15 protein-coding genes are annotated in these 26,460 nt (G+C 70.9%); 3 read left to right on the forward strand and 12 right to left on the reverse strand.

Annotated elements, in window-relative coordinates; all coding sequences use genetic code 11:
- Positions 1 to 43 precede the first annotated feature (43 nt).
- Both V6U88_RS02840 and V6U88_RS02845 read left to right on the forward strand, forming a co-directional pair.
- Positions 44 to 1,726 (forward strand): DEAD/DEAH box helicase, encoded by a 1,683-nt coding sequence (locus tag V6U88_RS02840; RefSeq protein ID WP_334449577.1) that lies wholly within the window; start codon positions 44 to 46, stop codon positions 1,724 to 1,726.
- Positions 1,727 to 1,916: 190 nt separating this feature from the next.
- Entirely contained in the window at positions 1,917 to 3,074 is a 1,158-nt protein-coding gene (locus V6U88_RS02845) for a class I SAM-dependent methyltransferase (protein WP_334449578.1), read from the forward strand.
- 12 nt (positions 3,075 to 3,086) lie between these two features.
- Here V6U88_RS02845 and V6U88_RS02850 read toward each other — a convergent pair whose 3' ends face one another.
- On the reverse strand, positions 3,087 to 3,527 hold the full coding sequence (locus tag V6U88_RS02850; protein ID WP_334449579.1) for a hypothetical protein: 441 nt from the start codon (positions 3,525 to 3,527) through the stop codon (positions 3,087 to 3,089).
- 256 nt (positions 3,528 to 3,783) lie between these two features.
- On the opposite strand from V6U88_RS02850, the gene V6U88_RS02855 reads away from it, so the two are divergent.
- Positions 3,784 to 4,200, forward strand: coding sequence for a helix-turn-helix domain-containing protein (locus tag V6U88_RS02855; RefSeq protein ID WP_334449580.1), 417 nt, complete (start codon positions 3,784 to 3,786; stop codon positions 4,198 to 4,200).
- A gap of 18 nt (positions 4,201 to 4,218) precedes the next feature.
- Here V6U88_RS02855 and V6U88_RS02860 read toward each other — a convergent pair whose 3' ends face one another.
- The 11 genes from V6U88_RS02860 to V6U88_RS02910 form a co-directional block, all read right to left on the reverse strand.
- Positions 4,219 to 5,307 (reverse strand): hypothetical protein, encoded by a 1,089-nt coding sequence (locus V6U88_RS02860; RefSeq protein ID WP_442934554.1) that lies wholly within the window; start codon positions 5,305 to 5,307, stop codon positions 4,219 to 4,221.
- Complete coding sequence (locus V6U88_RS02865; RefSeq protein ID WP_334449581.1) at positions 5,300 to 5,527, reverse strand: heavy-metal-associated domain-containing protein; 228 nt, start codon at positions 5,525 to 5,527, stop codon at positions 5,300 to 5,302. Before V6U88_RS02865 ends, V6U88_RS02860 begins: the two co-directional genes overlap by 8 nt.
- 135 nt (positions 5,528 to 5,662) lie before the next feature.
- Positions 5,663 to 7,783: a RecQ family ATP-dependent DNA helicase gene (locus tag V6U88_RS02870; RefSeq protein WP_334449582.1), complete on the reverse strand. Its 2,121-nt coding sequence runs from the start codon at positions 7,781 to 7,783 to the stop codon at positions 5,663 to 5,665.
- 337 nt (positions 7,784 to 8,120) lie between these two features.
- Complete coding sequence (locus V6U88_RS02875; protein ID WP_334449583.1) at positions 8,121 to 8,693, reverse strand: suppressor of fused domain protein; 573 nt, start codon at positions 8,691 to 8,693, stop codon at positions 8,121 to 8,123.
- 9 nt (positions 8,694 to 8,702) lie between these two features.
- Entirely contained in the window at positions 8,703 to 20,297 is an 11,595-nt protein-coding gene (locus tag V6U88_RS02880) for a LamG-like jellyroll fold domain-containing protein (RefSeq protein ID WP_334449584.1), read from the reverse strand.
- A gap of 119 nt (positions 20,298 to 20,416) precedes the next feature.
- The gene (locus V6U88_RS02885; protein ID WP_334449585.1) at positions 20,417 to 20,881 is read right to left on the reverse strand and encodes a hypothetical protein; all 465 of its coding nucleotides are present in this window, start codon (positions 20,879 to 20,881) and stop codon (positions 20,417 to 20,419) included.
- Positions 20,882 to 21,249: 368 nt separating this feature from the next.
- Positions 21,250 to 22,365 carry a branched-chain amino acid ABC transporter permease gene (locus V6U88_RS02890; protein ID WP_334449586.1) on the reverse strand — a complete coding sequence of 372 codons (1,116 nt, stop codon included), beginning with the start codon at positions 22,363 to 22,365 and terminating at the stop codon, positions 21,250 to 21,252.
- Positions 22,362 to 23,270 carry a branched-chain amino acid ABC transporter permease gene (locus tag V6U88_RS02895; protein WP_334449588.1) on the reverse strand — a complete coding sequence of 303 codons (909 nt, stop codon included), beginning with the start codon at positions 23,268 to 23,270 and terminating at the stop codon, positions 22,362 to 22,364. Before V6U88_RS02895 ends, V6U88_RS02890 begins: the two co-directional genes overlap by 4 nt.
- The gene (locus tag V6U88_RS02900; protein ID WP_334449589.1) at positions 23,267 to 23,995 is read right to left on the reverse strand and encodes an ABC transporter ATP-binding protein; all 729 of its coding nucleotides are present in this window, start codon (positions 23,993 to 23,995) and stop codon (positions 23,267 to 23,269) included. The genes V6U88_RS02895 and V6U88_RS02900 overlap by 4 nt, the downstream gene beginning before the upstream one ends.
- Positions 23,992 to 24,735: an ABC transporter ATP-binding protein gene (locus tag V6U88_RS02905; RefSeq protein WP_334449591.1), complete on the reverse strand. Its 744-nt coding sequence runs from the start codon at positions 24,733 to 24,735 to the stop codon at positions 23,992 to 23,994. Before V6U88_RS02905 ends, V6U88_RS02900 begins: the two co-directional genes overlap by 4 nt.
- A 3-nt stretch (positions 24,736 to 24,738) precedes the next feature.
- Entirely contained in the window at positions 24,739 to 25,944 is a 1,206-nt protein-coding gene (locus V6U88_RS02910; RefSeq protein WP_334449592.1) for a substrate-binding domain-containing protein, read from the reverse strand.
- Between the last annotated feature and the right edge of the window lie 516 nt (positions 25,945 to 26,460).

The following is a 26,460-nucleotide window of genomic DNA, read 5'->3' on the forward strand; positions in this document are numbered from 1 at the left end:
GGACAAGACGGGGCGCACCACGAGAGGGCACCCCCAGATCCAGATGAGCGAACAGATTCTCGAAGAGCTGGGCGGCCACGAACTGGCCCCCACCGCCCCGGTCCGTCCGGAGGCCCCTACCTTCGCCGCGCTGGGTGCGCGGCCCGAGACCGTCGAGGCCCTGGCCGCGGCGGGCATCACCCGCGCCTTCGCGATCCAGGAGTACGCGATCCCGATCGCGCTGCGCGGCACCGACATGATCGGCCAGGCGCCGACCGGCACCGGCAAGACCCTCGGCTTCGGCGTACCGCTGCTGGAGCGGGTCTTCGCGCCCGGCGAGGGCAGCGACGGCGTGCCGCAGGCCCTGGTCGTCGTCCCCACCCGCGAACTGGGCATCCAGGTCGCCAAGGACCTCGCCGCCGCGGGCCGGACCCGGGGCGTGCGGGTGCTGCCGATCTACGGCGGTGTGGCGTACGAGCCGCAGATCGACGCGCTGCGCAAGGGCGTGGAGATCCTGGTCGGCACGCCCGGCCGACTGATGGACCTGCAGAAGCAGAAGCACCTGCGGCTCGACCGGGTGCGCGCGCTGGTCCTCGACGAGGCCGACCGGATGCTCGACCTGGGCTTCCTGGACGACGTCGAGAAGATCCTGGCGATGCTGCCGGAGGACCGGCAGACGATGCTCTTCTCGGCGACCATGCCGGACCCGATCGTCACGCTCTCCCGGCGCTTCCTGCGCCGTCCGATGACGATCCACGCCGGGCACACCGCCGAGACCGGCCCGTCGCCGCAGACCCAGCAGCTGGCCTACCGCACCCACTCGATGAACAAGATCGAGATCGTGGCCCGGATCCTCCAGGCCGAGGGGCGCGGACTGACCATGATCTTCACCCGTACCAAGCGGGCCGCCGACCGGGTGGCCGAGGACCTCGACTTCCGCGGCTTCGCGGTCGCCGCCGTCCACGGCGACCTGGGTCAGGGTGCCCGGGAGCGGGCGCTGCGGGCGTTCCGGGCCGGGAAGATCGACACTCTGGTCGCCACCGACGTGGCGGCCCGGGGCATCGACGTCAGTGGCGTCACCCACGTCATCAACTACGACTGCCCCGAGGACCAGGACACCTACACCCACCGGATCGGTCGTACCGGCCGGGCCGGGGCCACGGGCGTCGCGGTGACCTTCGTCGACTGGGACGACATGCCCCGTTGGCGGATCATCGACAAGACGCTCGGCCTGGACATGCCGGAACCGCCGGAGACGTACCACACCTCGGCGCACCTCTACACCGACCTCGGCATCTCCGCCGAGATCTCCGGCACCCTGCCGACCGCCGAGCGGACCCGCGCCGGGCTCTCCGCCGAGGTCGAGGAGGACCTGGGCGGCCGGCCGCGGCGCGGCGAGAGCGGCCGGGGCTCCCGGCGCGGCGACTCCCGCAGCGAGGGCCGTGGTGAGGGCCGTGGCCGGGGCGAGCGCCGACGCGGCGGTCACTCCGACGCGGGTACGCCGGACGCCGAGACGCCGGTCGCCGCCGCCGCTGCCGAGGACGGCACGCGCACGCCGCGCCGGCGGCGTCGCCGCCGGGCCGGCGAGACGGTCGTGGGCGAGTCGACCGCGGCAGTCGCCACCGAGGGCGGCTCCCCGGAGCCGGCCGTGGCCGCCGCCGAGGGCGAGGCGTCGAAGCCGCGCCGCCGCCGGCGCCGCCGTGGTGGCTCCGGTGCCGGTACGCCGGCCGAGGCGATCGCCGACTGACCTCTGCGACACCCGACGTCCCCCACACCGACCACCGGTGCGGGGGACGTCGCCTTTTCCGGTGCGGCCGCACGCCCGCTGCCTGGCCGATCCCCCGGGAAGTGGTGGGCCGGCGCGGCGGACGAGCGACGCAGGGCACCCCGCGGTGGCCTGCCGACGGGCCGCCCGGACCAGGAAGGAAGATGGTGGGATGCCGGAACCGTTGGACGCCGCCCTGACCGAGGTCCGGGCGCTGCTGCTCGACCCCGCACTGACCCGCGCGGTCGCCGCCGGCCGCCGCCGCGGGCAGCGCCCCTCGGTGGTCCGCGCCGAACTGCGCCCGGTCGCGCTCAAGGCCGGCCCCAGGTTGCAGATCTCCACCTCCGACGGCGCCCGGCCGTACACCCGCAACGTGGCTCCGGGCGCGGAGGCCGATGCGGCGGTCGACGCGCTGCTGGCCGAGCCGTTCGGCAACTGGCACGTGGAGACGGCCGACGCCACGCTCCAGCTCCGGGTGACCAAGTCCGGCGAGGCCCAGGTGCACCGGGCCGCGGCGAGCCGGCCGGCCGCCGAGCCGGGCGGGCACGACCGGGCCAAGGAGTACCTGCTCGACCCGGGCGACCCGATCTTCGCCGAGATCGGCGGGTCGGCCGCCAAGCGCCGCCAGGTCGACGCGTTCCTGCGCGCGCTCGCCGCCACCCTCCCCGACGAGTTGACCGGCCCGCTGCGGGTGGTGGACCTGGGCTGCGGCAACGCGTACCTGACCTTCGCCGCCCACCGCTACCTGACCCAGCGGGGCCTCGACGTCGAGCTGATCGGCGTGGACGTCCGCGAGGACCAGCGCCGACGCAACACCGAGCTGGCCGAGCGGCTCGGCTGGGGGGACCGGGTCTCCTTCGTGGCCGGCACCATCGCCGACGCGGTGGTCGAACCCGCTCCCGACCTGGTGCTGGCGCTGCACGCCTGCGACACGGCCACCGACGAGGCGCTGGCCCGCGCCGTGCGGTGGAACGCCCGTTGGGTGCTCGCCGCCCCGTGCTGCCACCACGACCTCGCCACGCAACTGCGCGCCCACCCGGCACCCACGCCGTACGAGCTGCTGACCCGGCAGGGCATCCTGCGGGAGCGCTTCGCCGACGTGCTCACCGACTCGCTGCGGGCCGGTCTGCTCCGGCTGCACGGCTACCGGGCCGAGGTGGTGGAGTTCGTCGACTCCCAGCACACCCCACGGAACCTGCTGATCCGGGCCCGCCGCACCGGCACCGCGCCCACCGGGGACCAGCGGGCGGAGTACCGCGCGCTGGTCGACCAGTGGAAGATCACGCCGCGCCTGGAGACCCTGCTGACCGAGGCCGGCCGGACGGGCTGAGACCGCCACGGGTCAGCGGTGCCGGTCGCCGCCCCGGTCCCGCCCCGACCGCTCGCCCGCCTGGGCCCGGTCGACCACGGAGACCCGCTCCCGCGACGGGCGCTCGTCGTCGCTCGACACCGACGGGAACGGGACCACCGTGCCCGACGTCTCGGCGTTGCCGGCGGCGGCGAAGGCGTTCCAGGAGATGTCGACCAGCAGCCGCTTCAGTTCGGCGTGCCGGACGGCGGCGCTGCGCTGCAACGCCAGCCGGGCACCGAGCACGACGCTGACCAGGGTGGTGGTGATCGCGCCGGTCGCGGCGAGGACGTGCGCGCCGGTCGCCTCGTCGCCGTTGAGCACCAGCACGAGCAGCCAGATCCAGAAGCCGAGGGCGAACACGCCGGCCTTGGCCACGAAGAAGACACTGACCGCACCCGGGCGGTGCGGCACCTGACGGACGGGGTCGGCCATGCTGCTCCTCATCGGTGTCCCGGGCTCGTCAGCGCCGCGTCGCTGGCGACGTCGGCGCGTCGAGCTTTGTTGATTTCTGTCAATCGACGCTGGACTCGGCGCGCCTTGACGCCCCGCCCCCGACGCCGACGAACCGGGCGGTCCCGCGAACGGGACCGACGGGTCGATCGGTCAATTGCTCCGACGCCGTGTCGTACTACCCTGGGAGCGGCGCATCGAATCTGGGCTCCGGCCGGGAAGGAACGACCCCGCAGGAATGGGCTCCGCAGAGGTATCACCGCAGATGGCGTTCGCACGGTTCGTGCGACGGGCCATCGACGACGCCCGCGACGAGCGGGGTTGGACGGTGAGCGACCTGGCGGCGCACACCGGCGTCGGGCGCTCCACGGTGTTCCGCTGGCTCGCCGGTGACTGGCAGGACTATCCCGAGCTGGCCAAGGTGCGCGGGTTCTGCGCCGCGCTCGACCTGCCGGTCGCGGCGGCGTTCCGGGCGCTCGGGCTGCCGGACGCCGGTCCCGCGCCGCGCCGCCGCATCGACGACGGCCCGGTCGAGGCGGACGTGCGGGTCATCCTGGAGCGGCTGGCCGACCCGACCGTCCCGGCCGAGGAGAAGCACCACATCCGCGACCTGCTCCGCTACCTGGCCCGTCGGCCGGTCCGCCGGGCCGGCTGAGCGACCGACCCGCCGCCGTCAGGGCACGGTGACGGTGAACTCCGCGGTCCGCACCACGCCCGCCACCTGGAAGTCCAGGTACATCCGGTAGCGGCCCGGCGCGGGCGCGGTCACCTGGAAGGTGACCGTGTCGCCCGCCGGTGCCGCGAGCGGGTGCACGTGCAGATAGCCCAGGTCACCCTCGCGCAGGGCGACCAGGTGGCCGTACGCGCCGAGGTAGCGCTCCAGCGCGGCGGGGGCGTCGCCGGTGCTGACCCGGAACCGCAGCGGGAGCGCCCTGCCGACCTCCGGGGTGCCCTCGTAGCCGACGGTGAAGCCGTCGACGGTCGTGGTGGTGGCCGGGGCGGGCAGCGGCCGGGGGGCGTAGCCGCCGGGGGCGACCAGGTCCACCCCGAGGGTGGTCGCGGTCTGCCGGCCGTCGTCGGCGACCGCGGTGAAGTCGGCGTACGCCCGCCAGACGCCCGGCTGCGCCAGGGTCAGCGGCACGGACCAGGTGCCGTCGGCCGCCATCGTCGGGTGCAGGTGCTGGTAGCCGGTGAGGTCCCGGCGCACCACGACCAGGTGCATCGGCTTGTCGTGCACGACGGCGAACCGGGTGACCGGTCGCCGCCGCTCGTCGCGTACCTGGAAACGGAACTCGCCGGCCCGGCCGACACCGAACTCCACGGTCGACGGGGTGAGCGTGTAGCCGGCGGAGCTGACCGAGAACCCGCCGGCGCCGCTGTCGGCGGCCTGGTCGGTGCCGTGGTCGTGCGGGCCGGTGCCCGGGGCGTGCGGATGGTCGTCGATGGCCGCGGCAGCGCTCGTCGCCGAGGGCGTGGTCGGGCCGGGGTTGGTCCGGCCGAGACCGAAGCCGAGCAGCACCGCCAGCACCAGCCCGCCGACGGTCAGCGCCAGCCGCAGCGTGCTCCGGTCCGACCCCGCCGGGTGCCGGCCGACCACGCCCACCGGGAGTGCGGCGAGCACGTCGGCAGGCTCGCCGCCGGCCGGATAGGCCCCGGCCACGGGTGGGCGCGCGTCGTCTGCCGACGAGGCGGCGGCCACCCCGGAGCGCTCGCCGTCGACGGGCTCGGGAGGGCCCGGCGCGGTGGGCGGGTGCTCAGGCACCGCCGACGGCCAGTTCGTAACCCGCCTCGTGCACGGCGGCCCGGACCGACTCCTCCGGCAGCGGCGCGGTGCTGGTCAACGTCGCGGTGCCGGCGGCCAGGTCGACGCGCACCTCGTCGACGCCGGGCAGCGCGGACAGCTCCTCGGTGACCGCGCGCACGCAGTGCTCGCAGGTCATCCCGGTGACGGCGTAGGTCTGCGTGACGGTTCCCTCGGCCATGCGCCCACGTTACCGGCCGTTCCCGGCGTCGACCGGCGTCCGGAGCCGACCGTGGCAACGGTCGCAATCCGCCCGCGCCGGGAACTTTCCCGCCCAGGCGCGCCGACGACCGGCCCGGCAGGGGTGGAGCGTCCCTCAGCCCGCGACGGCGAGGGCGAGCGGGAGCACGTCCGGGGCGCCCGCCCGGCGCAGCAGCCGGGCCACCATGGTCACCGTCCAGCCGGAGTCGACCAGGTCGTCGACGAGCAGCACCGGCCCGTCCAGTCCGGCCAGCGCCTCGGCCAGCTCGTCCGGCACGGCGAACGCGTCGTGCAGCGCGCGTACCCGCTGGGCGCTGTTGCCGCGCGGCCCGCCGGCCCCGGCGGACCCGGTCGGGACCACCCGGCCGAGCAGCGGCAGCCGGCCCACCGTGGCGATCCGCTCGGCGAGCGAGTCGACCAGCCTGGGGTGCGTGCGGGACCCGACGGCGACCACGCCGACCGGGCGGCGCGGCCACGGGTCGTCGCCGCGTGCCCACACCTTGAGCACCTCCACCACCGCCGCCGCCACGTCGTCGGGGACCGGACCGTCCGCCGCCTCCGGACCGACCAGCCCGCGCAGCCGCCCACCCCAGCCCAGGTCCGACAGGCGCCCGACGGCCCGCCCGGCCAGCGCCTGCTCGCCGGGGGGAATCCGCCCCTTGAGGGGTACGCCGACCGCGTCCAGCCCGGTCGGCCAGAGCTTCTTCGGCGGGATCTCCACCCCGGGGCGGCCCAGGAAGGTCTGCGCGGCGGTCAGCGCGGCGTCGGAGACCTCGGGCGTGAACAGCGGGTCGGCGCAGCGGTCGCACCGGCCGCAGTCGGCCGCCCCGGTGTCGTCCAGGCACTCGCGCAGGTAGCGCATCCGGCAGCCGGGCGTGGTCGCGTACTCCCGCATGGCCTGCTGCTCGGCGGTGCGCGCCTGGGCGACGCGACGCAACCGGGCCTCGTCGTAGACCCAGGGCTCGCCGGTGGCGAGCCAGCCGCCGCGCACCCGGCGGACCGCGCCGTCGACGTCGAGCACCTTGAGCATCAGCTCCAGGCGGGCCCGGCGCAGGTCGACGATCGGTTCGAGGGCCTGGGTGGAGAGCGGCCGGTCGGTGTGCAGCGCGGCGAGCACCGCCCGCACCTGCTCCTCCGGAGGGAAGGCGAGCGAGGCGAAGTAGCGCCAGATGGCCGCGTCCTCGACACCGGGCAGCAGCAGCACCTCGGCGTGCTCGACGGCCCGCCCGGCGCGGCCGACCTGCTGGTAGTAGGCGATCGGCGAGGGCGGCGCGCCCAGGTGCACCACGAAGCCGAGGTCCGGCTTGTCGAAGCCCATGCCCAGCGCGGAGGTGGCGACCAGCGCCTTGATCTTGTTGTCCAGCAGGTCCTGCTCGGCGGCGCGCCGGTCGGCGTCCTCGGCCTGACCGGTGTAGGAGGCCACCGACCAGCCGCGCGAGCGGAGGAACTCGGCGGTCTCCCCCGCCGCCGCCACGGTCAGGGTGTAGACGATCCCGGAGCCGGGGAGCCGGTCCAGGTGGTCGGCGAGCCAGGCCAGCCGGTGCGCCGGGCTGGGCAGGTCCAGTACGCCCAACCGCAGCGACTCCCGGTCGAGGGTGCCGCGCAGCACCAGGGCGTCACCGAGCTGCTCGGCGACGTCGGCGGTGACCCGTTCGTTGGCCGTGGCGGTGGTGGCGAGCACCGGGGTGCGCTCGGGCAGGTTGCCGAGGAAGGTCCGCAGCCGGCGGTAGTCCGGCCGGAAGTCGTGCCCCCAGTCGGAGACGCAGTGCGCCTCGTCCACCACCAGCAGCCCGGTGGTGGCGGCCAGCCTCGGCAGCACGGTGTCCCGGAAGTCCGGATTGTTGAGCCGTTCCGGGCTGATCAGCAGCACGTCCACCGCGCCGGCGTGGATCTCGGCGGTGATCTCGTCCCACTCGTCCAGGTTGGCGGAGTTGATGGTGCGGGCCCGGATGCCCGCCCGGGCCGCCGACTCCACCTGGTTGCGCATCAGCGCCAGCAGCGGCGAGACGATGACGGTCGGACCGTGCTCACCGCGCTCCCGCAGCAGGGCGGTGGCCACGAAGTAGACCGCGGACTTGCCCCAGCCGGTGCGCTGCACGCAGAGCACCCGGCGTCGGTCCACCACCAGGGCCTCGATCGCCCGCCACTGGTCCTCGCGGAGTCGGGCGTGCTCGCCGGCCAGCCGGCGCAGCACCGCCTCGGCCCGCTCCCGTACCGCCGCCCGATCCTGGCTCATCCGGCATTTCTACCAGCCTCGGCGGCACACGCCTTTGCTGGTCAAGGATCAGGTCGTCTCACGCGGATCGCCGGCCCCCGCACGTGCGTGAGCCAGACGGTACGACTCATCGTCGGTCAGGTACGAGATCCGCCGGCCACCGGTCACCTCGTACGGCCAGCACTCCAGATCCTAGCCTTTCCAACAGGCGATCGGCGGCAGCCGCCGGCCGTATACAGCGGCCACGACGTCCACACCACCCTGGAAGCCCCTCAGGGGCGAGGTACGAGAGAGCCGGGCGCCCAGATCAGGTGTCAAGGCGCCCGGCTCCCGAGGTCGAAAGGGAACAGCAGACAGGCTAGGCGATAGCTTTTCTAGTCATGTCCATCAGATCAGGGTCATGTTTGAGCAACTCGCCCTCAAACTGACCCCAACCACGATCCAAGATGAATTGCGCTTCGCTGGGAGTGACAGGGATCAGCCATGCGATAGCTACCGCATCACCATTCTCAGTAACCACCGACTTGAAATCCGTGTCGTAGTAAACCGGCAGCGCCGCGTACAGCGCGGTGAAATGGGTGCCCTGGACGATGCCTTCCGGAAGAGGTATGACGTCACCCCGAAGCACGGCTTCACGGGTATCGAGACACCTTGACGCGACGAATTCCAGCGCGCGGGGGAACATGCTGCGAGCAACGTCGTCAGGACCGTGCTCAGCGGCGATGAACTCTAGGAGGAGGTGCCCGTCCTGGCCGGGGTGATGCAGCGGCACGCGACTTAGCCCCACGGTGGCGTAGCCGGTGGTATCCGGGAAGACCCCACCCGTGAAGCACGCGACGTTGACGGTGGGCAGCCCCTCTCGCACCGCCCCCTTCCAGCCACTGGTCAGCTGTCCGAGGCGGCGCTCGAGGTGATCGATCAGTACAGGCACCCCGACACCCTACCCGTCCTGCCGATTACCAGCACCTCGGTTGCAAGGGATGCATTCTATTCGCACGTCCTTCTGATATTCGTCCAGGAATTCCTCACGAGTGATGTTGGCTGGATAACGGCGATTCGTATGCGCCTCCGGCCAGTGACCCATGTCGCCGGCCGGCTGGCCTGCCGTTGGATTACGGAACACCTCGCCCGCGCAGTTCGGCCCCTGCCGCGGGCACATGACTCCCCCGCGAGGTCCAGGCGTCCCGCTCGCCCACGCCTCATTCGTCGTGTCCGTACGCCAACCGCCTCGGCTCGTCGTGTAACCGGACTTGTTTGTGCCGCGCACCATGCCGTCAGCGTCGACCTCACCCGGAACAAGCGGATTGGGATTCGGCAGGAACTTCCCGTCAGGCCCGATCGGCCGCCCACCGGTAGCACACTTACACGCCGCGCCGTGGCCGTCCTCGCCGCCGCCGCAGTTGTGCACCAGCACTGGGTCGTCGTCGGCCAACACGTAGTAGGTGTGGATGTCGGCGACCGTGAGGTCGCGCATCTCCTCGGTGCCCGCCTTGTTGAGCACCGCGACGACGGTGACCGCACCCGTACCGCGCACCAGCAGCTTCGTGCCCGGCTTCAGGTCCTTGGCGTCGTCCCACTTGCGCTTCGACGCGTTCCAGAACGGGTGGTGCTGGGTCGTCTTGACCTTCGTCGTCTTGCCGTCCTGGCCGCGGACGGTCAGATCGGTCAGATCCTGGTCGATGTTGCGGTGCAGCTGGGTGACCGTCTTCGGCTCCGACTTGCCGGTCTTCGGGTCGGTCGCGGCGACCTTGTCGCCGACGTTGACGTCCTCGATCGGGCGCTTCGAACCGTCGGCCATCAGGACCTTGGTCTTCGGGTCGAAGCTGTGCCGACGGCCCCCGTTACGGGCGTCGGTCGAGCACGAGCTTCCGCCGCCGCCGCCCTTGATCAGGTTCAGGCCCGGGACCATGTTCTCCACCGCGGCGCGGGGGTTGTACCGGCCCGAGGTCGCGACCTGGTCGACCGCGTCCTCGACGCCGTTCTCCGCCGCCTCCGTGGCGAGCCGGCCAGCCAGGCCGGTGCCGACCTTCTTGGCGACGACCGCGCCGACCCGGCTGGCGATGGCGCCACCGGCGCCACCGATCAGACCGGTCACCGTACCCGTGCCCAGCGAGCCCAGGGCGTCGCCGATGCTGTGGATGTCACCCTGCGCCGCGTCCTTCGCCAGGTTGATCAGCGCACCCGCACCGGCCATGCAGGCCAGGGCACCGACACCAGCGGTGACCGCGGTGCAGGCCATGCCGGCGAGGATCGCGCCGCCGATCGCGGCGACCTCGATCAGGACGTCCTTGTGCTCCTTGACCCACTTCTTGGTCGCATTCGCCGCGTCCTTGACGTTGCTGACCGCCTTCTTGACGGCACGGTGGGCCTTTGCCGCGATCTTCTTACCGGCTTGCTTGGCCTTGTTGTAGAGGTGTTTCGCGCGTTTCTTGGCTGCGGCGATCTTCTTCGAGACGTACTTGCGACCCTGTTCGATCTTCTTCTTGATCGCCCGCTTGGCCTGGTGGTACTTCTTCTTGGCGTAGCGCTTGACCTGGTTGTACTTCCGCTTGGCCTGGTGGTACTTCTTCTTCACCGTCGCCTTGGCCCGGTGATAGGTCTTCTTGACGGTGCTCTTCGCCGAGCTGTACGCCGAGTACGCGTACGACGAGGCGTACGAGTAGTAGCTCGACGCGTAGGACGAGGCGTACGAGTACGCCGACGAGGCGTACGAGCGCACCGAGTTGACCGTCGAGGTGAAGGCCCGCTTCAGGCTGCCCAGGCCCCAGTGCCCCGTCGGGTCGGTGACCGTCAGCGGGTTGGCGTCGCCGTACTGGTAGCGGTTGGCGTTGATCGAGTCCGGCACCGGGCTGTTGCTGGCCGTGTCCCGGGTGTCGAACTGCCCGGTGTCGGTGTTGTACCAGCGGGCGTGCATGTTGACCCGCGAGGTGAGCGCGTCGGTCCACTCCGACTGGTAGCCCAGCGAGCCGAGCAGACCGCTGGTGTTGACCACCTTGCCGAGCGGGTCGTAGGTCATCGAGCCGGCGAGCGCCGTCCCGGTCGCCGTGAACTGCCCGACCACGTCGGTGTGCAGGTCCGTCCAGACCATCCGCTGGGTGCCGCCGGCGGCGGCGCCGACCACCTCGCCGGACGGGCCCCGCACGTAGGTCGCCGAACCGTCACCGGCCAGGTCGTTCGCCAGACCGGTGTACGAGAAGTTGGGGCGGATGGCCCGGCCCAGACCGTCGTACGTGTAGGTCTGCGTGCCGCCCGCGGACTGCTGCGACACCACCTGCCCGAAGGCGTCGGTGCTCGTGGTGTTGCCGCCCGCCTGGGCCAGCGTGCCCCGGGCGGTGTAGGTGTAGTTCACCCCGTCGGCGGTCTGCAGCCGGTTGCGCTGGTCGTAGGTGAACAGCTTGGCGCCGTTCTGCACCCGGTTACCGGACTTGTCGTAGGCGTACACGGTCGTGCTGGTGCCGTTGTTCCACGACGTCAGCCGGTCGGCCAGGTCGTAGGTGTAGGTGTTGGTCGCCGAGCCGGCGAAGCCCGTGGTGGTCTTCGACGTGATGTTGCTGTTGGCGTCCCACCCGTAGCTGATCTTCGCCAGCGAGGTGCCGGTCGACGACTTCAGCTCGTCGTCCTTGAGCCGGCGCAGCGGGTCGAAGGTGAAGTTCCGGCTGTTCCCATTGGTCCCGTAGGTGATCTTGGTGACCTGGGAGAGGTTGTTGTAGGTGTAGGCCATCTGCACGCCGGCGGTCGGGTTGCTCAGCGTCGAAAGCCGACCCGCGCCGTCGTACCCGTAGGAGGTGGTGCCGGCGGCGTCCTGGCGGGAGGCCAGTCGACCGTCCGGGTCGTAGCCGAACGACGAGTTCCCCAACGGGCCGGTCACCGACAGCGGCAGGCCACGGTCGTCATAGCTGATCGTGTTCGTGCCGCCCGAGCCGGCGAGTGAGGTCATCCGGCCGGCCACGTCGTAGCCGAAGACCCGGTCCTCGGTGGCCGCCTCGGCGCCCGCGCCTGCCTGCCGGACCAGCTGGCCCATGTCGTCGTAGGAGTTGGTGACCGTCACCCCGCCGGGCAGCGTCTGCTTCGCCGGCCGGCCGCCGCGGTCGTACTCGATGGTGAAGGTGCGGTCGGCCGGGTCGGTGTGGGCCGCCGTGGCCGGCTCGATCTGCGACTCGGGCAGGCCCCACGAGTTGTACGTGGTGAAGAAGGCGTTGCCCCGACCATCGGTGAACCGGGTGCGGTTGCCCTCAAGGTCGTAGCCGAACGTCGTCTGGATCGCATCCGACCCCGAGATCGGCTGGATCTGCTTGGTCAACACGCCCGTGGCGTCGTACTCGAAGGTGGTGGTGGTGCCGCGGGCGTCGGTGGTGGCCACCATGTTGCCGGCCCGGTCGTACCGGGCCGACTGCGACGACAGCAGGGTGTCCGTGGGGCTGTACTCCGCCGTGACGGTGGCGCGGTCCGCCATGTCGTAGGCGACCGTGGAGTATGAATTGTCCGGACGGGTCGAGCGGATGGTCCGCCCCTCGCTGTCGTACATGTAGCTGCTGACGTTGTTCGCGCCGTCCTTGACGGTCAGCGGCTCGCCCGCCGCGTTGTAGGTGGTCGTGCTGTTCACACCGGCGGCCGAGGTGACCTGGGTGGTCTGCAGGGCCGAGGTGTCGTCGTAGGTGTAGCGGGTGGTGTAGTTCGTGCTGCTCTGCCGGACCACTTCGGTCGAGGTGAGCTTACGGCCGAGGTAGTCGTAGGTGGCCGTGCTCACCGCACCGGACGGGTCCTTCGCTGAGAGCAGGTTGCCGATGTCGTTGTAGGTGTAGGTGGTCGCGCCGTCGTTCGGCGCGGTCTCCTTCGACAGCCGACCGAGCTGGTCGTAGTCGTACCGAGTGATCTTGCCGAGCGGGTCCGTGACCGAGGTGACCTGGCCGACCGCGTCGTAGGTCTGCGTGGTCTCCGGGACGATCGGCGTGGCCGAACCCGGCGGGGTGTAGCTGGGCATCTTCTGTGACACCACCCGGCCGGCGGCGTCGTACCCGGTGACCGACCAGTTGCCGTTCGCGTCCTTGCTGTCGGTCGGCTCGTCGAAGGTGTTGTAGCCCGTCCAGCTCACCGCGTTGGCCAGCGCCGGCAGCTGCCCGGCCTGCTCGACCATGGCCGCCGGGGCGGTCGTCTTCACCACCCGGCCTTCCTCGTCGTAGCTCTGGAAGGTCGTGTTGCCGTTCTCGTCGGTGACCGACGTGGGCAGCCCGTCCTGGTCCACCACCTGCGAGGTACGGATGACCTGCGCGTCGGCGGCCGGCGCGGTACCGGCCTTGAGCTGCGAGATCTGGGTCGCGTCCAGCGCCTTCTGGTAGACCTGGACGTCACTGATCTTGCCCGACCAGGCGTCGCTGGCATGCCCGTCCCAGCGGCCGCCACCGATGACGAGCGGACCGTCGGCGCGCAACGACTGGTCGACGGTGGCGGTGACGCCTTCCTGGACGCCGTTGACGTACAGGGCCACCGTCTTCGCGCCGGCGTCGTAGACGCCGGTGAGGTGGGTCCAGGTGTTCAGCGCTGCCGTTCCCGCCGACCGGGCGCCGACCGAGGTCGTCGACGACTTCGACAGAAGCATGCGCCATTTGCTGGTCTGCTTCTCGTAGCCGAGCAGGAAGGCGCTGGGGACCTCACCGTCCTGCGACACCGCGGCCCGGTTCCAGTCGCCGTTGGCCAGGTTGACCCAGGCAGAGACCGTGTAGGAACGGGTCGTGTCCAGCACCGGGCCACCGGTACTGATCCGCGTGGTGTTGGCGTCGTAGAAGGCCGCGGAGCCACCACGCTCGGCGGACCAACCGACGTTCCCCGTGGCCGTGCCCGGGCTGTTGCCGACCGAGTCTGCGGCCTTGGTGCCGGAGGTCTCATTGAGCTTCCAGCGCGCGACCGGGGTCAGCGCAGTCGACGGGTACGTGGTCTCCGCGATCGCCCGGCCGGCCTTGTCGTACTGCGCCTCGGAGACGCCGGTGACGGGGCCGTTCACACCGTGGGTCGAGACCGTGGAGATGACGTTGTCGTCGGTGTCGTAGGTGAGCGTGGTGGTGCGGTTCAATCCGTTCGGGTCGACGATGGTCTGGTAGGCCCGGCCCGCGGCGTCGTACTTCGTGCTGGTGGTGCTGCGGCCGTTGTTGGTGACCTCGGTTAGCTCGTTGCCGGCCGCGTCGTAGGTGTGCTCCTCCACCACGAACGTCTTGGTGCCGTCGGTCCGGGTGACCCGGGCCTGCAGGCCGTTGTCGGTGTAGGTGTACGACGTGGTCCAGCCCATCGCGTCGGTCTCGGACGCGAGGCGACCGGCCGGGTCGTACGACCGCGTGGTGGTGACCAGGTCCCGGGGCGGGGAGGGGTTGTTCGGGTCACCGGTGAAACCGATCACGGTGGACTTGAGCAGGTTGCCCTCGACGTCGTAGGTGCTGGTGGTGACCCCGCCGTCCGGCTCGATCTCCTTGACCACCCGGCCGTACAGGTCGTACTCCATCGTGGTGGTCTGGAGGGTGGCGTTGGTGGTCGCCGTCTCCTGGCCGTACGCGTTGTAGGTGTGCTTTTCCGTCCGCGACGCGTCACCACCGGTGGTGTCGCTGACCGTCTGCTCGACCACGTTGCCGTCGACGTCGTAGGTGGTGTCGGTCTTCGCGGTGTGCACCGCGCCGGTGACCCGGTTGGTCACGCCCGGCTCGGTCTCGCTGACCTGCCGGCCCAGCTTGTCGAAGGTACGGGTGGTGGTCAGCCCGGACGGGAAGGTGTCGGTCACCTCGGTCTCGCTGACCGGGCGGCCCAACCCGTCGTAGGTGTACCGGGTGATCTTGCCAGCCGGCTCGATCACCTCGGCGATGTCACCACTGGCGTAGTAGACAACCTGCTGGACCTGCCCACCCGGCGTGGTCACCGTCGAGGCCAGGCCGGCCGGGGCGAACCCACCGTCCTTGGCCGCAACGGTGGTGCCGTCCGTGTAGGTGGTGCGGGTGACCCGGCCGAGCGGGTCCGTCATGGTGGTCTGGTTGCCCTTGGCGTCGTAGCCGTAGCTCGTCTTGTAGGTGTTGTCGTTCTCCGACGCCGAACGGCCGTCCCGCATCGTCAGGATGACGTCGTTGCGTGGATCAGGCTGGCCACCGATCTTGACCGAGGCGCCGGTGACCCAGCCGCCGGTGCCGTTGCCCGAGACCAGGTACATGTCGTTGTCGGTCGACTTGCGGTAGACGAAGTCGGCCTTCTTGTCGCCGTCGAAGTCGCCTGCGGTGAGCAGCGCGTTCGCCGAACCCCAGCCCGTGCTGATCTTGATGGACGTACCGGTCGCCCAGCCGCCGGTGCCGTTGCCGGCGACCATGTAGAGGTTCTTGTCCGTGGAGTTGCGGTAGACGATGTCGTCCTTGCCGTCACCGTTGAAGTCCCCCGGGGCGGCCAGCAGGTCGGCGTTCTGCCAGCCGCTGCCGATCTGCGTCGCGACGGTGCTGATCCAGCCGCCGGTGCCGTTGCCCTTGAGCATGTACAGGTTGTTGTCGACCGAGCTGCGGAAGATGAGATCCGGCTTGCCGTCGCCGCTGAAGTCGCGGGACATCACCATGAGGTTCGCCGAGCCGACCGCCGGGCCGATCTTCACCGAGCTGCCGGTCGTCCAGCCGCCCGCGCCGTTGCCGGCGAGCAGGTACATGTTGCCGTCGGTCGAGCTGCGCCAGAGGATGTCCGGCTTGCCATCGCCGTTGAAGTCCTTGCTGCCGACGATCAGGTTGGCGGAGGCGATGCTCGTACCGATCTTCGTCGGGATGCTGGTCAGCCAGCCACCGGAACCGTTGCTCCGCACCATCTGGATGCTGTTGTCGGTGGCCTCCCGGTAAACGATGTCCGGGTAGCCGTCGCCGTCGAAGTCGTTGAACATCACCGGCAGTTGGGCGGTGGACCAGTCGAGCGGGTCGGCCGAGTTCGCGTAGTAGGTGTAGTAGACCGACGAGCACTTGCTGGCCGACTGGTCCTGGCAGGTGATGACCTGCTTGGTGTTGCCCCGGACGTCCTGGAGCTCCTGCGTCCACACGCCGTTCGGATCGTAGGTCAGGTTGCCGAAGCCGCCGACGTCGTAACCGAACTTCGTGGTGTTATCGAGCGCGTCGGTCTGGGCCACCATCCGGTTGCCGTTGACCACGTCGTAGCTGTAGGAAAGCCGCTCACCGGTCGGGCCGGTGACCGTGACCGTCGAGACCGGCATCGCGACGGCCGTGGTCTGCCCGTTCACCATGGTCACCGCGAGCGGAACGGTCTGCTTCGACGCCTGGAAGTGGGAGCTCACCTGGGCGTCGCTGAGCTGCGTGCGGTAGAACGCCACCTCGGCGATGGAGCCCGGGAAGTACGCCACCCCGCTCGTCGGGGAGTACGGCCACGACTTGGTGTATCCGGCGCCGATGTAGGCGTTGGCGGCGGCGTTGGTCTCCCCGGCCAGGGCGAGTTGACCGACGGTCGCCCCGTCGAGGTAGAGCTTCTGGGTGGAGCCGCTGAGGGTGAGTGCGACGTGGTGCCACTTGCCATCGTTCACCGCTGCGGTGGTGATGGGTCCGTTGGTGGTGTTGCCGCCACACCAGCACCACTTGCCGCGCAGCTTGCCGTCCGTGCCGATGTAGAGCGCGGGCACCCAGCTGCCGGTGAACGTGGGGGTGGCGATGTCCCCCGTCTGGAAACTGAAGAGCGTGCCACCGGCGGTACTGCCGGACGGCATCTTGAACCACATCTCGACCGAGTTGGGTCCGGTGGTGGGGATGTCCTCCCCCGGCATCTGCAGGTACGAGCTGGAGCCGTTGAACGAAGCGGCCTTGCTGTCGCTGAACGGACCGGCGACGCCGAGCGTGGTGTTGTTGAAGGTGGCCGTGCCGCCCTCGACCTCGTTGATCGCGTCGGTGACGTCGACCTCGCCGAGCCGCCAGTAGTCGACCGGCTTCGCGCCGAGCACCGAGGCGGCGTACACGTCGCTGTCACCGGAGACGGTCGGGGTACCCATGGTCCAGGTGCCGCCGTTCTCGTCCTTGACGCTGGCGACCCGACCCGTGGTCTTGTCGTACGAGATCTCCGCGGTGACGCCGCCGGAGGGGCGGACCACCTTGCTGAGCACCGGGTGGTTGGTCCGGCCGGCGCGGTTCAGGGCGGCGATCGTGGTCTGGGTGAGCGCCTGGTTGAAGAACGCCACGTCGGAGATCGAGCCGGAGAAGTAGTTGGCCACCGCCGGGGAGGCGCCGGTGTTCTTGTGGCTTGGCCATCCACCACCGACGAAGCCGGCGCCGATCTGCACGTTCGCGGAGCCGTTGGGGACCTGGGCGATGGTGCCCGCCAGGGTGCCGTGCAGGGTGCCGTCGAGGTAGAGGGACTGCGTGTCGCCCGCGCCGGCGAGCACCACGTGGTGCCAGGCGCCGTCGTTCACCACGGAGGTGGACGCCATCGCCTGCGTGGCGTTGCCCTGGTACCACTGGCCGTGCAGCTTGCCGTCGCTGCCGATGTACAGCGCCGGGGTGTAGTTGCCGGTCGTGGTGCCCTTCGTGATCGCGTCGCCGTTGTAGCTGAACAGCACGCCGTTGAGGGCAGTGGTCTTGAACCACATGCTGATCGACTGGTACTGGCCGTCGGCGACCAGCTTGCCAGGGAGCTGCACGTACGAGCTGGTCCCGTTGAAGCCGGCGGTGGTGGCGGTCGAGCCGGCCAGGCCGGCCGGCTGGCCCAGCGTCACGCCGTTGTAGCGGGCGTTGTCGACACCGGCGTTGCTGAGCACCCGGCTCCCCGCGATGGTCGCGCCGCTCGCCTCGTTCAGCGGCCAGTACGAGTACGGGCCGGCGTTCAGCACCGCGTTGGCGTACTGGGAGGTGGTATCCGTCTGGTACGTGGTGCAGTTGACCCCGTCCGTCGGCGGGCAGACCTTGCTCAACGTGTCGTTGGGACCGTAGGTGTACTGCCAGGTCGCCGAGGTGCCCCCGTCGCCGGCCGTGGCGGGGTCGGTGTAGACCGTCGCGACGTGCGGAGCACTCGACCCGGCCGGGGTCGACCAGGTGACGTACAGCGACCGGCCGGAGGCCGAGGTGAGCTTGGTCAGGTTCCCCGTGGCGTCGTAGGAGAAGCTGAGCGAGCGGCCGTTGGCGTCGGTGATCTGGGTAACCTTGTAGACGCCGGTGCCGGCCGGCTGGCTGAAGACGTAGACCGTGCCGTCCTTGTCGGTGAGCGTGTAGCCGGTCACCGCCCCCGCGGTGTCCTTGTTCTCCTTGAACACCGAGTACCGGCCGGAGGTGGTGGTGAAGCTGCCGTCGGCGTTGCGCCCCATGGCCACGTCCTGGCCGGTCGGGTAGGTGATGAGCACCGACTGGATGCTGCCCGCCACGTCCTTGACCTGGGTCGCGCGCACGTCCAGCAGACTGGACCAACCGGCGCCGAAGGCGTTGCTGCGCCGGGTGTCGAGGCTGTTGTAGCTTCGGGTGACCGAGAGCGACGGGCCCACCGTGGCCACGCTGGCGTCCGTGGCCGAGGTCGTGTAGTTGCCGACGCTCGGGTCGTAGCCCTTGCCGGCGTTCTGCGCGAGGTTCGCGGTGAGCAGCGGCTGCGGCACCGAGGTGGTGAAGGCGTACAGCGGGGAGACCGCGCTGTACGCGGCCTTGTCGTAGACCTGGACGCTGTAGAGGTACGTCTTGTTCCAGGTCAGCTTGCCCGACGGCACCGTCCAGCTGGGGCTGGTGATCCAGCCCGAGTTGACCACGGTGGCCCTGGTCTCGGCGTCGGTGACCACGTAGTTGTAGGTCAGGCCCTTGGCCGGCCAGTTGTCCGGGTCGACGGCGCGGGAGAGCAGCTCGGGGGTGAGCGTCTGCACCAGCGTGTTGTTGGCCGGGTATCGGAGGTTGACCTGCGGCGCGACGTCGTTGGTGTAGGTGAACTCGAGGTACGGCTTGTACGCCCCGGCGCCGTAGTTCGCTGCGGTGAACCGCTTCCACGCGGTGGAGTCGGTCTCCGACGCGGTCAGCGCGAGGCCCTCGTTCGCGCCGCCCGTGGACCAGTCGTTGAAGGTGTCGACGTTGAGCGGGACGCTGACCCACTTGCCGACGCTGCGGTTGGCGGCGCTGTTGGTGCAGGCCGGGTTGTTGTCGCTGACGGTCAGCGAGCCGATCGACGACGAGATCGTCGGCCCCGGGTAGCTGGCCGTGCTGAGGTCCGCGACGGTCCATGCCTGGGTGACCCGGTGCACGTAGAACGGCTTGTGCGTGGCGCAGTCGTACGACCACGTGTGGTACAGGAACAACTTCGCCGCGCTGAACCGCTTGCCGACGAACCCGTTGTTGTCGAAATCGTCGAGGTGGATGAACGAGCGAGCCTTGGTCGTGCCGCCGTTGTAGGTGCCGACCGGCAGGTTGTCGCCGTTGTGCGTGGTGGTGCTGTCGTTGTCGACGAAGACGTCACCGGTGGTGCCGGTGGTGGCCGTCGGGTCGATCCGCACCGGGTACTGCCGTGCGGGGTCGCGCAGCCAGGCCTGGTCGGCGGTGACCTTCAGCGCGGGAGCACCCCCGACGGTGACCAGCTCGAAGACGACCTTGTCGGACTCGGCCGGGGCACCGGACTTCGGGTCGACCTTGGAGTCCTGCATGAAGCCGCGCGGGAACCAGGCGACGGCCTTGCCGTCGGCGTTGAGCAGCTCGACCGAGCCCTGGGCGGTCAGCCGCGGGGTGAGACCGCTGAGCCGCAGCGGGAACACCCAGCTCGACGCCGCCTCCGCCGAGCGGAGGACGATGGTCTCCTTGACGCCGGCGTCGAAGGCGGTCAGCTCGAGATCGGTGTGCGGCAGGATGTCGCGGTAGTGAGCGGTGGCACCGTCGACCACAGGGGTGGCGAGCGTCGCGCCCTCAAGCTGGTAGCCCACGCTCTCGCCGCTGGTGAGCGCGACGCGTGCCAGGTCGTTGCCGGGGGTGGCGGCACGGGCCCCGGCGGTCGTCGGGGCGGCCGCACCGGCGACCGAGATGCCGAGCCCGTTCGCCTTCACGTGCAGCCGGCCGTCGGCCTGCCGGACGAGGCCGGAATCGATCTTCCGCCAGCTGCCGTCGGTCGCGCGGTAGTTGACCGGGCGGTCGTAGGTCCGCTTGGTGTACGAGCCGTCGGCGTTGGCGTACACGTCGGAGCGGGCGCTGGAACGGGCGGCGACCCGCTTGCTGGTCCGGTCGTTGAAGCCCTGCTCTGCCGGGCCGCTGTTCTTCGGCGTCGCCTCGAGCTGGTGCGGCTGGTACGGCTTCAGGGTGCCGGGCGCCGGCTCCGGGGCTCGACCTGCACCTCTGCGGGCATCGGTCGCGGAGGCCGGGACGTGCGGGTCGACGGTGGTCGGCTTGCCCTTCTGCTCCACGGGGAGACCCAGGAAGGCGGCGGTCGCCGACCAGGCGGGCCGCTCGGCGAACCAGGTCAGCCAGGTCAGCGGGAACTCCCCGCCAGGGCGCACCACGCCGGCCGGTACGGCGATGTTCAGCCCGAAGACGACCGCGACCACGATGGCCAGACGGCGCGCAGAACTGGTGACGGCTCGGCGCATGGCCGATCCCCTCCCCCGTGAGGTGAAAATTTCCTCGCGGAGTCTGCGGCCCGGTCGATTGATGTCACAAGTCGTCTGAACGGGTGATCCTGGGAAGAACCTGAGAGCTGCCCGCCGGATCAGGCGGCGAGCGCGGCCACCAATTCCTTCGTCTTTTGACGGGCGGAATCCGGACGATCTACTTCTACAATAGACACGTTACTTGCGGCGGTTCCACCTCCGACACCAACGAAGTGGACACTTGGAAACCTTGCCGCAGTTGCCCGCAAAGCCCCGACGGGTGCCGGACCGACGGCGAGAATAAGTTCACACTTGCTCTGCACCAGGCTTGCAAGGAAGCTCTCGGCGTTGGCGGCGGTCTGCGGACCGTTCACCTCGAGATATTGGATCTTGACGTGAGTGGCCAGCGATGCCTCCTGCATGCCCGCCCATACCGGTGCGGCCTCCGGCGTCGTGACACCCTTCTCCCCGGTGAGCAAGCACGCCGTCTCGGCCCGGTACTCGCGCTGCCGGGGCGGCGGCGGATCCGCCGGCCACAGCACCCAGGCCAACAGCACGACGGCCGCGAGCACCACGGCGACCACGGCCCACCGCGGCGACCGAACCTTCAGCCAGGCCGGGAGCGGCAGCTCCTGACGGGGGCGCTGCTTCTCAAGGATCCGACGTCCCAAACCTCCACCGAGCACGGCGCGAGACTACACACAGCAGATCCGGACCGAGCCAGCCCTGGCGGGCAGCCGGGGGCCGCGCTCCATCCATCCGTCGTTGCTGGCGTCAGCGGCCGAGCCCCGGACCCGCCGTTGAACGACACCTGGCCGACCCGGACGAGGGGCCGGCCAGGCAGCGCACCGCCGCGGCGACGTCCGGCTCACCGACCCACCCGACCACGGTGGCACGCTCAGACCCCGGTTCCCTCGCTCGCCAGAGAACCCCGGTTGGGGATGCGAGGGGGTCAGCGGGGGCGGAGGGCTCGGGTGAGGGGGGTCAGGCGGGAGGTGAGGCTGGCCAGGCCGCCGGGGAAGAAGTAGACGGCCAGGATGAAGACGGTGCCGAGGACGAACAGCGGCTGGCTCAGCGGGCGGCTGAGGACGGCCGGGAGGCTCTCCACGGCGTCGCTGGTGCCGAAGGCCGTGAGGCGGTGGTCCAGGTACATGTAGAGGATGCCGCCGAGCACCGGGCCCCAGCGCGTGCCGGGGCCGCCGAGCACCACCATCACCAGCAGCGAGAGGGTCAGCTCCGAGGAGGTGATGTGCGGCGAGGCACCGCCGACGATCAGGCAGTAGACCACCCCACCGGCCGAGGCGAGGCCGCCGGCCAGGGTGAACGCCACCAGCTTGAACCGGTACGGGTCGAGCCCGAGCACCCCGATCCGCCGCTCGTCGTCCCGCAGCCCGGCCAGCACCCGGCCGGTGGGCGAGCCGGAGACCCGGTGCACCACCAGGACCACCACCGCCAGGTACGCCAGCGCCAGCCAGTACAGGTTGACCGTGTTGGTCACCCCGACCAGGGCCGGCGGCAGCCCCGAGACGTCCAGCGGCAGCCCCTCCTCGCCGCCGGTCCACCCGCCGAAGTCGCGGGCCACCAGGATCGCCCCGACCTGGGCGAAGGCGAGCGTCACCATGGCGAAGGCGATCCCGACGGTGCGCAGCGCGATCGCGCCGAGCAACGCGGCCAGGGTGGTCGCCCCGGTGACGGCGAGCAGCGCCGCCTGCCACAGCGGCAGGCCGACCCGGGTGATGAGGATGTCCGTGCCGTACACGCCGGCCGCGAAGTAGAGCGCGTGCCCGAACGAGAGCATCCCGGTACGGCCGAAGAGCAGGTCGTACCCGGCCGCCAGCCCCCCGAAGACCAGGCAGACCGCGAGCAGTTGCAGAGTGCCCGGCGAGTTCAGCGGCCCCTCGAAGATCCCCGGCAGGGTCAGCGTCGAGTACGGCAGGATGGCCGCCACCGCCAGTGCCACCAGCGGCAGCCACGGCCGCACCCCGTGCCAGCGGCGCTGCCCCGGCGTCAGCTCGGCGGGCACCGCCGCGGGCGGGGCCGGCACCTCGGGACTCTTGACCTCGGTCATGCGTGAGCCACCTTTCCGGCCAGGCCCTGGGGCCGCAGCAGCAGCACCACGGCGAGCAGCGCGACCACGCAGATGTCACCGGCACCCGACAGGTCGTCGTGATACTGCACGGCGTAGTAGTTGACGAACTGTTGCAGCAGCCCCACCGCGACCGCCGCGTACGCGGACCCGATCACCGAACCCATCCCGCCGATCACCACCACGATGAACGCGAAGATCAGCAGTGAGCCGCCCTGACCGGGCGAGACCGTGCCGAAGTAGACGCTGCCGAGCGCGCCGGCCAGCGCGGCGGCGGCCCCGCCGATCGCGAAGACCAGGGTGAACGCCTTGCGGACGTCGATGCCGAGCGCGGTCACCATCTCCCGGTTCTCCACCCCGGCCCGGATCACCAGGCCGTAGCGGGTCCAGCGGAGGAAGGCGAGCAGCGCGCCGAGCACCACCACCGCGGCGACGATCAGCAGCAGCCCGCCGTTGGGCACGTTCGCGCCGAGGATCGGGGTCACCTGGCGGGTCCACTCGGGGCGCGGGAACGGGCGCGCGTCGGCGCCCCAGGTGGCCTGGAGCAGCGCCACCCCGGCCAGCGACAGGCCGACGGTGACCAGCACCTGTTCGATGGTGCGTGAGTAGAGCGGCCGGATCAGCACCAGCTCCACCAGCACCGCGACGAGGGCCCCGGCGAGCACGCCGAAGGCGACGGCCACCACGAAGCCGAAACCGTCGGAGCCGGCGCCGGGCAGGTTGCCCGCGGCCCACCAGGTGGCGTACGCGCCGACGCCGAGGAAGAGCCCGTGCGCGAAGTTGAGCACGTCGGCGAGGCCGAAGACGAGGGAGAGCCCGGAGGCGACCAGGAAGTAGAGCGCGGCCAGGCCGAGCCCGGTCAGGGCCAGCAGGATCACCGTGGTCATGAGTGCACCTCCGCCGAGCCGACCCCGAGCAGCGACTTCGTCAGCCCGGTCTCCAGCAGCAGTTCCTTCGCGTCCCCGGCCCAGGCGACCTGGCCGGCGGCGAGCACCACCGCGTCGCGGGCCAGCCGCCGGACCACCGCGAGGTTCTGCTCGACCAGCAGCACCGGCACCGACTCGGCCACCCGTTCCAGCACCTCGGCCACCTCGGTCACCACCTTCGGCGCCAATCCCTTGGTCGGCTCGTCGACCAGCAGCAGCCGGTTGTCGTTGAGCAGCACCCGGCCGATGGCGAGCATCTGCTGCTGTCCGCCGGAGAGCGAGCCGGCCCGTTGCCGTCCGCGCCGGTCCAGCTCCGGGAAGAGCGCGAAGACCTTGTCGTACGCGGGGGCGGTGCCCCGCCGTTCGGCGAGCCGCAGGTTCTCCGCGACGGTGAGGCCGGCGAAGACGCAGCGGTCCTCCGGCACGTAGCCGAGCCCGCCGCGGACCAGCCGGTGGGTGGGGCGGGCGAGCAGGCTCTGCGCGCCCATCCGGATGCTCCCCCGGACCTCGCCGTTGCGCGGTGTCAGGCCGACGATCGCGCGCAGCGTGGTGGTCTTGCCGACGCCGTTGCGCCCGAGCAGCACGGTGACGCCGGTCGGTGCGACCGTGAACGACACGCCCTGGAGGATGTGCAGCCCGGCGATCCGCACCGACAGATCCTCGACGCTGAGAATCGGTTCCGTCATAGCGCTTCCCCCAGGTACGCCTCCTGGACGGTGGCGTTGGCCATCACGGTGTCCGGGGTGTCGCAGGCCAGCAGCGCGCCGTGGTGCATCACGGCGATCCGGTCGGCGAGTTCCAGGATCACGTCCATGTGGTGTTCGACCATCAGCACCGCCCGGCCACTGTCGCCGGTCAGCGACTTGATCACCGCGACCAGTTCGGGCACGTCCTCGGCGCTGACGCCGGCCATCGGCTCGTCCAGCAGCATCACCCGGGGTTCCCCGGCGAGCAGCAGGGCGATCTCCAGCTTTCGCTTCTCGCCGTGGGCCAGGGTGCCGGCGAGCGCCGTACCCCGGTGGTGCAGGCCGACGCGGTCGAGCGCCGCGTCGGCGGCGGCGGCCACCTCCCGGTCGGCCGCCGCCCGCCGCCACAGCTTCATCGAGCCACCCCGGTAGGCCTGTACGGCGAGCCGGACGTTCTCCCGGACGGTGAGCGAGCCGAAGACCGAGGACGCCTGGAAGGTACGTCCCAGCCCGAGGCGGGCCCGCCGGTGCGGGGGGAGGGCGGTGATGTCCTCCCCATCCAGCAGGATCCGGCCCTCGGTCGGCCGTTGCAGGCCGGTGATCAGGTTGAACAGGGAGGTCTTGCCGGCGCCGTTCGGCCCGATCACGCCCAGGAACTCCCCGGGCGCCAGGTCGAGGTAGACGCTGTTGACGATGGCGACCTCTCCGATCCGCCAGGTCAGACCGCGGGTGGCGAGCACGGTTCAGCCCTTCATCTGGGTGACCGGCGGCGCGGTCTCGTCACCGGTCAGGCTCTTCTGGGCGGCGGCGGTGAACGCGGTGCCGCTGCCAGAGAGCTTGGCCTGGTACATCGGCTGGAGCAGGGCGTGGTCCTCGGCGCGGATGGTCATCGGCCCCTTCACCCCGTCGAACGTCCAGCCTTCGAGAGCCTTGACCATCTTGTCGACGTCGTCGCCACCCTCGGACACGGCGCGGACGACCATCTGCGCGGCGGCGAAGCCGTCCGGGTGGAACAGGTCGATGGTCCCGCCGGGGATCTTCGCCTTCGCGGCCTTCGCGGCCTCGGTGTCGCTGGCCCCGTCGAAGTAGTGCGACAGGAAGGAGATCTTGCTGCCGGCGGCGCCGAAGGTCGGCCAGGAGGCGCGGATGTCCAGACCGGTGACGACGGTGGTGGAGCTCAGCACTCCCTGCTGGTCCAGGGTCTGCCACATCGCCGGGGCGGTGGTGCCGGCCCAGGCGACGAAGAGCAGGTCCGGCTTGGCGGCCTTGATCTGGCTGGCGAACGGGGTGAACTCGGTGGCGCTGGCGGGGGCGCGCACGCTGCTGACGCTGGCCCCGGCACCGCCGATGACGGCCTTCACGGCGGCCTCGTTGGCGTCGCCGAACGCGCCGTCCTGCGCGAAGACGACGACCTTCTTGCCGGCCGGGTCGCCGATGAACGACTTCGCGGTCACCACGTCCTGGTACGACTGCCGGCCCGAGCGGAACGTGTACTTGTTGGCGCCGGTGATCGCATCGGTGGCTGCCGGCCCGGAGATGAAGAGCACCTTGTTCTGCGCGGCGATCGGAGCGACCTGGAGCGCCACACCGGACGCCGTCGAGCCGGCAATGATCTTCGTACCCTTGCCGATCAGGTCCTTGGCCGCGGAGACCGCCTTGGCCGGGTCGCCCGCGTCGTCCACCTCGGTCAGCTCGATCTTCCGGTCACCGACCTTGCCGGTGCCCTTGGTGGCGTGGTCGAGGCCCGCCTTGAACCCCTCGATGTACTGCTTGCCGTAACTGGCCAGCGCACCCGACTGGGAGTACACCAGGCCGACCTTGACCGGGGCGGCGGAGCCACCGCCGCCGGAGGCGGTGTCCTGCGGGCTGCCGCAGGCCGTGGCGGCGAGCGCCGCGGCCATCATCGTGGCGGCGGAGAGGAACGCCCGCCGCGTGTGCCGGACCGTCATCGCGACTCCAGGTGAGGACAGGAAGCATGTGTCGGCTCACGCTAGAAGTGACGTCACCCACGGGCTATGTGGTGTCGGCACACAAGTGATATCGACAGGGTGGCCGACCGTAACAATCACCGGGTACGTCCGTCCACGTCCCCGGTCCGCCGTGGCCGTCGCCGCCACCACCGGACCCGCCCGTGTGTCGCGCCCCGCCATCGCCCCGCCATCCGTCGGCGCTTCCCTCACTCGCCAGGCGGGCGGCGTGGTACGTCGCAGGGGCCGTCGTGGTCGACCGGGCGGGGGCAGCGCCGGCCGCCGTCGAGCAACCGGTCGCCAGATCACCGACCAGTACGGCGTCAGCATGAACACCGCCTACCGGGCGATGTCCCTGCTGCACGACCGTGAACTGATCACCGGCCAGCCGGGGCGTGGCACCTACGTCGCTGAGCGACCGCCGCAATAGGGCGCCGCTGGACGCTGTGGAGCTGATGACGTGAACGACTCAGCCCGGCGAACGAGGGCTGAATCGTT

This window comes from Micromonospora sp. CPCC 205739 (genome assembly GCF_036906795.1).
In the GTDB taxonomy this organism is placed as follows: domain Bacteria; phylum Actinomycetota; class Actinomycetes; order Mycobacteriales; family Micromonosporaceae; genus Micromonospora.

Coding starts and splice junctions, on each gene's coding strand:
- V6U88_RS02840 (WP_334449577.1), top strand. CDS start 44: ATGAGCGAACAGATTCTCGAAGAGCTGGGCGGCCACGAACTGGCCCCC.
- V6U88_RS02865 (WP_334449581.1), bottom strand. CDS start 5,527: ATGGCCGAGGGAACCGTCACGCAGACCTACGCCGTCACCGGGATGACC.
- V6U88_RS02850 (WP_334449579.1), bottom strand. CDS start 3,527: ATGGCCGACCCCGTCCGTCAGGTGCCGCACCGCCCGGGTGCGGTCAGT.
- V6U88_RS02895 (WP_334449588.1), bottom strand. CDS start 23,270: ATGACCACGGTGATCCTGCTGGCCCTGACCGGGCTCGGCCTGGCCGCG.
- V6U88_RS02900 (WP_334449589.1), bottom strand. CDS start 23,995: ATGACGGAACCGATTCTCAGCGTCGAGGATCTGTCGGTGCGGATCGCC.
- V6U88_RS02870 (WP_334449582.1), bottom strand. CDS start 7,783: ATGAGCCAGGATCGGGCGGCGGTACGGGAGCGGGCCGAGGCGGTGCTG.
- V6U88_RS02910 (WP_334449592.1), bottom strand. CDS start 25,944: ATGACGGTCCGGCACACGCGGCGGGCGTTCCTCTCCGCCGCCACGATG.
- V6U88_RS02890 (WP_334449586.1), bottom strand. CDS start 22,365: ATGACCGAGGTCAAGAGTCCCGAGGTGCCGGCCCCGCCCGCGGCGGTG.
- V6U88_RS02855 (WP_334449580.1), top strand. CDS start 3,784: ATGGGCTCCGCAGAGGTATCACCGCAGATGGCGTTCGCACGGTTCGTG.
- V6U88_RS02845 (WP_334449578.1), top strand. CDS start 1,917: ATGCCGGAACCGTTGGACGCCGCCCTGACCGAGGTCCGGGCGCTGCTG.
- V6U88_RS02880 (WP_334449584.1), bottom strand. CDS start 20,297: ATGCGCCGAGCCGTCACCAGTTCTGCGCGCCGTCTGGCCATCGTGGTC.